The organism is Nostoc sp. (assembly GCF_036917095.1).
Classification (GTDB): Bacteria; Cyanobacteriota; Cyanobacteriia; order Cyanobacteriales; family Nostocaceae; genus Nostoc.
On the sequence record NZ_JBALFH010000020.1, the window covers coordinates 408,835 to 416,534 of the forward strand.

3 protein-coding genes are annotated in these 7,700 nt (G+C 35.0%); 2 read left to right on the top strand and 1 reads right to left on the bottom strand.

Translation table 11 applies throughout. The features are described from left to right. The first annotated feature begins 152 nt into the window (after nucleotides 1–152). Nucleotides 153–5,495: a trifunctional serine/threonine-protein kinase/ATP-binding protein/sensor histidine kinase gene (locus V7L01_RS09810; RefSeq protein WP_335034162.1), complete on the top strand. Its 5,343-nt coding sequence runs from the start codon at nucleotides 153–155 to the stop codon at nucleotides 5,493–5,495. Nucleotides 5,496–5,549: 54 nt separating this feature from the next. Here the strand turns inward: V7L01_RS09810 and V7L01_RS09815 are convergent, their stop codons facing one another. Beyond that, entirely contained in the window at nucleotides 5,550–6,527 is a 978-nt protein-coding gene (locus V7L01_RS09815) for a threo-3-hydroxy-L-aspartate ammonia-lyase (RefSeq protein ID WP_335034165.1), read from the bottom strand. 208 nt (nucleotides 6,528–6,735) lie between these two features. On the opposite strand from V7L01_RS09815, the gene V7L01_RS09820 reads away from it, so the two are divergent. Next, nucleotides 6,736–7,548: an SDR family NAD(P)-dependent oxidoreductase gene (locus tag V7L01_RS09820; RefSeq protein ID WP_335034168.1), complete on the top strand. Its 813-nt coding sequence runs from the start codon at nucleotides 6,736–6,738 to the stop codon at nucleotides 7,546–7,548. Nucleotides 7,549–7,700: the final 152 nt, after the last annotated feature.

A 7,700-nucleotide genomic window follows, 5' to 3' on the forward strand; every position in this document is an offset into this window, starting at 1 on the left:
ATATAGGTTTACAAAACCTATATAATTTGGTAGTATGATACATTTTTAATGTTTGTTATAGCATAAACATTAAGAATGTATTTGCTATTCTATGAATAATAGGATAATTATTTCAATATTTTGAAAATTTATCTAAGGTATTAATATAAAAAATGATTACATTATCAAATTACCAAATTATAGAATTAATTGATGAAGGAGCAAAAACTGCTGTTTATCGAGCCAGTAGAAATAAAGATAGTAAACTAGTAGTTATTAAACTTTTAAAAACAGAATACCCCGATCTAAAAGATATAGCAGCGCTCAAACATGAATATGAGCTAATCAAAAATTTAGATATTCCAGGAGTTATTCAAGCTCATAGCTTAGAAAAATACAACAATGGTTTTGCCATTGTGTTAGAAAACTTTGATAGTAGTTCTCTCTACAAAATTATCCAGACAGAAAAAATCGAGTTAGTTGATTTTTTAAAGATAGGCATTCAAATTACCCAAGCTCTAGGTGAATTACACCAAAATTATATTATTCATAAAGATATTAAACCACAGAATATTATTGTTAATTTAGAAACTCATCAAGTTAAAATTATTGATTTTTCTATCTCATCACTACTTCTTCGAGAAAAACCCAAACTCAGTAATCCCGATTTGCTTGAAGGAACTCTAGCCTATATGTCTCCAGAGCAAACGGGAAGAATGAATCGAACAGTTGATTACCGTACAGACTTCTATTCGTTGGGTGTAACTTTTTATGAAATGCTTACAGGTCAGTTACCGTTTCAAGTAATTGATCCAATGCAGTTAGTTCATTGTCATATTGCCAGACAACCTATAACAGTATCTCAGTTAATCCCACAAATACCTCAAGTAATTTCTGCAATTATTATGAAATTACTCAGCAAAACTGCTGAAGAAAGATATCAGAGTGCTTTTGGAATTAAAGCTGATTTAGAAAACTGTCTCAGTCAGTTAGAGCAAACTAATTCTATAATTGAATTTTCCATTGGTCAGCAGGATCAATCTAGCCAACTACAAATTCCCGAAAAGTTGTATGGGCGAGAAGCAGAAATAGATATTTTGATGACTGCTTTTGAAAAAGTTAATCAAGGAAATAAAGAATTAATATTAGTTGCAGGTTATTCGGGTATTGGCAAATCAGCATTAGTGAATGAAATCCATAAACCTGTTATCAAAAACAGAGGCTATTTTATTGCAGGTAAATTTGAGCAATTTCAGCGCAATATTCCTTATGCTTCCCTAATTCAAGCATTTCAAGAGTTAATGCAGCAATTACTAACAGAAAGTGAAGCAAAATTAGCCACTTGGAAAGAAAAACTTTTAGAGGCTCTAATTCCAAATGCTCAAATTATTATTGATGTTATTCCTGAACTAGAACTCATTATCGGGAAACAACCAGAAGTACCACAACTATCTTCAGCAGAGTCACAAAATCGGTTTAACTTGGTTTTTCAAAAATTTATTAATTTGTTTGCTCAAAAAGAGCATCCATTAGTAGTATTTTTAGATGATTTACAATGGGCAGATTTAGCTTCATTAAAATTAATTCAGTTATTGACTACAGATAATGAAATTCAATATTTATTGATAATCGGAGCTTATCGAGATAATGAAGTTGATACCAGCCATTCTTTAATGTTAATTTTGCGAGAAATTGAAAAAAATAGTAGTCCTGTCAAGATTATTCATTGTCAAAATTTAAAAATTACTGATGTTTGTCAGTTAGTTAGCGATAGCCTAAAATCTAGCTTAGAGGACTCTAAAGAGTTGGCAAAATTGATTTTTAATAAAACTGCTGGCAATCCGTTTTTTATAAATCAATTACTCAAATTTATTCATCACGAAAATCTGCTTTTGTTTAACTTGGTTACTGGTAAATGGCAATGGGATATTCAGCGCATTCAGATGCTAGGAATTACTGATAATGTTGTTGAATTAATGATCGAAAAAATTCAGAAACTTAAAGGCACTACACAAAATATTTTAAAAATAGCTGCCTGTATTGGTAATCGATTTAATTTTAATATACTGTCTTGTATTAATGAAAATTCTCAGAGTGACACAGCATTAGATATTTGGGAAGCACTACAAGCTGGTTTAGTCATACCTTTAAGTGATAGCTATAAACAACCACAGCTATTAAATCATGTTGATGTTTTTGTAATTGATTATAAATTTCTTCACGATCGCGTGCAACAAGCGGCTTATGCGTTAATACCTGACGAGCAGAAAAAGGAGATTCATTTAAATATTGGTAGACTGTTATTAAAGAATATAAGAGAAGGCTTACTAGAAGAAAAAATCTTCGATATTGTTAACCAGCTGAATATCGGTAATGAGTTAATTAATTCTCTCGAAGAAAGATATAAGCTAGCTGAGTTAAATCTTATTTCGGGACGTAAAGCTAAAGATTCTGCTGCTTACGAATCCGCTGTAAAGTTTCTGAAGCAAGGTTTAAGCTTACTTGCTATTGATTGTTGGCAAAACTATTATGAGCTAACTCTTGCTCTTCATGTAGAAACAGTAGAGGCAGAATATTTAAATACAAATTTTGAGCAAGCAGAAGCATTATTTACTAGTGTTATAAGTAACAGTAAAACTATTCTTGATGCTGTTAAAGTATATGAGAAAAAGATTCAGTTTTATGTGGCTCAAAATCGAATGCGAGAAGCGTTAGATTTAGATTTGCAGGTGCTAGAGATGCTGGGAGTCTCATTGTCTCAAACTCCACTAGCAGAGTTAACAATTGAAGAATTAGTCAACCTGCCACAAATGACTGATGCTCATAAGCTAGCTGCCATGAGGATACTAATGACAGCCATGCCTCCCGCTTATTTAGCAGATCCTGCACTTTTACCACTGATTGCTTTTACGATGGTTGATTTATGTGTGCAGTACGGCAATTCATCTTTTGCAGCTTATGCCTATGGTTTTTATGGGCTAATTTTATGTGGGCCTCTTAAGGATATTGAATCAGGATATCGATTTGGTAAATTATCTTTAAAGATATTAGATCAATTCAATGCTAGTGAAATTAAATCTAAAGTATATGCACTATTTAATATTTTTGTTAGACATTGGAAAGAACATATTCAATCAACTATAGAACCTTTAGAATATGGTGTTCAAAGTGGTTTAGATACAGGGGATATTGAGTATGTGGGTTACAATGGTTTGTTAGTTTGTTGGCATCCTTTTTGGGCTGGAGAAAATTTAGATATTCTGGAAAAAAGGCTAGGACAATATATTAGTTTAGCACACAGAATTCAGCAAGAACATTTTACCGTTTGTTTGCTAATTTTAAAACAAATGGTCATTGAACTAGTTCAAGGAAAGGATAACAAATCTTATTTAGAGGGTGAGAGTTTTAATGAAACAGTAATGCAAAGAATGGCAGGAAATATTACAGCCATATTTTATGCTTATCTTGCCAAAAGTATTTTAAGTTATTTCTTTAAAGATTATGGTCAATCTGTTAAAAATGCTCAATTAGCACAACAGTATGAAGTTGCAGCTAGTGGGACTTTTTATCTACCTCAATATAAGTTTTATTATTCTCTAGCATTGTTAAGTTTCTGTTTAAATACTACTTCCCAAACAGAGACAAAAACTGCTATAAAAAAAGTAGAAGAAAATCAAAAACAATTAAAAGAATGGGCGGCTCACGCACCTGTAAATAATCAGCATAAATATGAACTAGTAGAAGCAGAAAAAGCACGATTTTTAGGACAAGCATTAGTAGCGATGGAATACTACGATCGCGCAATTCAAGGCGCTCATAAGTCTGGATATATTCATGAAGAGGCCCTAGCTTATGAATGTGCGGCAGAATTTTATCTGAGTCTAGGAAGAAATGAATTTGCTTCGCTATACATGACAAAGGCACACTATGGTTATCGTCGTTGGGGAGCAGGTGCTAAATTTAAGGATTTGGAATTAAAATATCCAGAATTAATTACTAAGGTTTCTACTCACTCTCAAGTAGGGTTTACAAGTAATACTATTACTACTTCCACTGCTAATGAAAAATCAAGTGGTCTAGATTTAATCACAGTTATTAAAGCATCACAAGCTTTATCAGAAGTAATTCTATTGGAAAATCTGCTAAAAAAATTGATGACAATTGTGATTGAAAATGCTGGCGCTCAGACTGGTATTTTACTTCTCGATAAAGGAGGAAAATTATTTATTGAAGCTCAAGCTAGTGTAGAGCAAGATGATTTAACTGTTGGTCAATCACTGCCATTAGAAAATAGTCAGCAATTACCTATATCTGTAATTGATTATGTGACACGAACGCAAAAAGATGTAATTTTATCTGATGCCAGCAATGAAGGAAGTTTTACGAGAGATCCATATATTATTGACCATCAAAATAAATCGCTGATGTGTACTTCTATTGTTAATCAAGGTAAATTAATTGGGTTACTTTATTTAGAAAATAATTTAACAGTGGGGGCATTTACTTCCGATAGAATACGAATATTAAAGATTCTTTTTTCGCAAGCAGCTATTTCTTTAGAAAATGCCCGACTCTACGCCAACTTAGAAGATAAAATAGAGGAAAGAACTAGAGAGTTAAATGAAAATAATGTGCGATTAAAGCAAACACTGCACGAATTAAAACTAACTCAAACCCAGCTTATTCAGACAGAAAAAATGTCCAGTTTGGGACAAATGATTGCTGGGATTGCTCATGAAATTAATAATCCTGTAAGTTTTATTCATGGCAACCTAGATTACATTGAGAATTATACACAAGATTTACTTAACTTAATTAATATTTATCAAAATACCTATCCAGACTTAGCACCAGAAATAAAAGAGTTTTTAGAGAATATTGATGTTGATTTTATTAAAGAAGATATCCCTAAAACTTTATCTTCTATGAGAAGTGGCACGGAACGTATTCGGGAAATTGTCCTGACATTGCGTAATTTTTCTCGCTTAGATGAGTCTGACATGAAACCTGTTAACATTCATGAGGGGATTGAGAGTACCTTACTAATTTTGCAAAGCCGTCTCCAAGTTAATCCAGGTAAGCCTGCAATTGAGATTATCAAAAATTACGGTGATTTGCCAAAAGTTGAATGTTATGCTGGGCAACTTAATCAGGTATTTATGAATATTCTGAATAATGCAATTGATGCTTTGCAAAAGTTAAATCAGGAAAAAAAAGCAGAGGAAATTAAGAGTAATTATAGTGCGATCGCTATTCGTACCCAAGTAGTCAATCCTGATTTAGTCGTCATTTCCATTAAGGATAATGGGGTAGGTATCAGTGATAGCGTTAGACAAAGAATATTTGATCCTTTTTTCACCACTAAACCTGTAGGACAAGGTACTGGTTTAGGATTATCAATCACTTATCAAATCGTAGTAGACAAACATCACGGTACAATAGATTGCATTTCTGCACCAGGAGAGGGCGCAGAGTTTATTATTCAAATTCCCTGTCGGCAAAAGCGGGTAATCTAGCAACATCGATGTGGGCTAACAGAGATTTGATGATTTGAGCAGCGTACACTGCGTTCAGTCTAATCCTCCAGAAAACAATTTACCAACTTGCGCCAAATCTACATTTCCACCGCTAATGATGACACCAATCCTCGCCTCTGGTGCTGTCACCACACCTTCGAGTAAGGCTGCTGCTGCAAGTACTCCGGTAGGTTCAACGACAATTTTCAGACGTTCCCACAAAAAAAACATGGTGCGAAGAATCGCTTCTTCCGATACCGTCACCATATCATCGACGTAATGCAGCACTAAGGGGAAAGTAATTTTACCAAGGCTGGGAGTCCGCGCACCATCAGCGATGGTATTAGGATTTTTAACACTTTGCAGAGTTTTGGTGTGAAAAGAGCGGGTAGCATCGTCGGCAAGTGCTGGTTCTACCCCGATTACTTTACAATTGGGTAAAAGTGACTTGGCTACGATCGCACACCCTGAAAGTAAGCCGCCACCGCCACAACAAACTAATAATAAGTCTAATTCACCAACTTCTTGGATTAGTTCTAAAGCAGTTGTCCCCTGTCCAGCGACTACATGGGGATGATCGTAAGGGGGAATGAGTGTCAAAGAGCGCTCATCTGCTAAATTTTGGGCTAATTCTTCTCGGTTTGTTTCTTGGCGATTGTATAAAATTATCTCTGCACCATAACCACGAGTCGCAGTTTGTTTGACAGCAGGTGCATCATCAGGCATGACAATGGTGGTAGGAATATTTAGTAATTGCCCAGCTAAAGCGATCGCTTGGGCGTGATTTCCCGATGAATAGGTGATAACGCCTGTTTGTTTTTCTGCTGCCGATAGTTGGGCTAGGGCATTGTACGCACCTCTAAATTTAAATGCTCCCGTGCGTTGAAAATTTTCGCACTTAAAGAATACTTGGCTATTGGTGCGATCGTTAACGATTCTAGAAGTCAGCACAGGTGTGCGGTGGGCAATCCCCAAAATTCGCTCTTGTGCTGCTTGCACGTCAGTTATAGCAACGGAATTATGCTGTGGCATTGATGACGCTCTTAAATATTCTTGCTCTTGTTTATATAGATACAGATTTTTATATTTACGCCTAATATCCTGGATTGAAGCATACTCGTTTCAGGTGGTTAGCATCATTTATTGTCTGTATAAAAATAGCTACGGCAAACATTATATATTGCTGTAGCTAAATTTATAAAACTTAAATTAATTAATTTCAGTTAGCCATTTTTGTCACATGAATAAAACATCCAAAAGTCGGCAAAAAAAAACTGCTCTAATTACAGGAGCGGCTAGTGGGATAGGCTATCAATTAACCCAGATTTTTGCTCGTCATAGTTATAATCTGGTGTTAGTAGATAAGAATGAAGAAAAACTTACTGAAATTATAGATGAATTTCCGGAGAAATTTGGCATTTCTGTCAAAATTTTTGTTAAGGATTTATCTATCCCGACATCCCCAGAAGAAATTTTCACAGAACTACAGCAAGCATCCATCAAGATTGATGTGCTGGTTAATAATGCTGGCTTTGGTACTTATGGAGCATTTAGCGAAACAGACCTCAACATTGAATTGCAAATGCTCCAGGTAAATATGGTGAGTCTGACTCATTTAACGAAGTTATTTCTCAAAGATATGATCGAGCAAGACTATGGAAAAATATTAAATGTAGCCTCAGCGGCTGCTTTTCAACCAGGGCCTCTAATGGCAGTTTATTTTGCGACAAAAGCCTATGTCTTATCGTTTTCAGAAGCGATCGCAAATGAATTAGAAGGCACAGGTGTCAGCGTGACTGTTCTTTGTCCAGGGCCAACAGCATCGAAATTTCAGCACACTGCTGCAATGGAAGATTCAAAGATTGCTAGCGTTAACAGAATGATGGATACAGAAACCGTTGCTAATATTGGTTATCGGGGTTTAATGAAAAACAAAACTGTTGTTGTTCCTGGGATGAGAAATAAGCTATTGACTGAAAGCGTCAGATTTACACCCAGAAATTTAGTAACAAAGGTTGTGAGAAGTATGCACGAACTCAAAAAAAATAGGTAGCCCAATAGGCCTGCTCTCAATTAAGGAAATTTATCTGTTGGGGCAGGCAGGGGGAGCGGCAGGGTGGTTTCATACAACGAGAGAAAAATAATAATGGTTTGTAGAGGGTGAAGAAAAATGGATAACTAACAAGTATGAATCTCGTCGAACAA